Genomic DNA, 463 nt, shown 5'->3' with positions numbered 1-463 from the left:
GGCGCAGACCGGCGCGGTGCTGGGCGCGGCGCTGTTCGCGCTGCCCGCGGCGCGCGTGGCGAACCGGTACGGGCGTCGCCCGGCGCTGGTCGCGGGCTACGGCATCGGCGCGGCGGGGGCGCTGGTGGCCGCGTGCGCGGTGGTGCTGGGTTCCTGGCAGCTGCTGCTGCCCGCGCTGGTGCTGTTCGGCGCGGCGGGCAGCGCCAACCTGGCCGCCAGGTACGCCGGGGCCGACCTGGCACCGCCCCGGCAGCGGGCCCGGTCGCTTGCGCTGGTGGTGTGGGCGGCGACGTTCGGGGCGGTCCTCGGGCCGAACCTGGCCGAGCCCGCCGGCCGGTGGGCGGTGCTGCTGGGGCTGCCCGTCGGCGCGGGGCCGTACCTGCTGTCGGCGGTCGTGTTCGCCACGGCCGCGGTCGTGGTGCTGGGGTTCCTGCGGCCTGATCCGCTGGTGGTGGCCCGGTCC

1 protein-coding gene is annotated in these 463 nt (G+C 79.5%); it reads left to right on the top strand.

The features are described from left to right. A partial coding sequence (locus IEZ00_RS36215) for an MFS transporter (protein ID WP_229795103.1) occupies window positions 1-463 on the top strand: 463 nt, incomplete at both ends.

It is taken from the genome of Saccharothrix coeruleofusca, from assembly GCF_014648515.1.
In the GTDB taxonomy this organism is placed as follows: Bacteria; Actinomycetota; Actinomycetes; order Mycobacteriales; family Pseudonocardiaceae; genus Actinosynnema; species Actinosynnema coeruleofuscum.
This window is presented reverse-complemented; position numbering and strand designations above follow the sequence as displayed.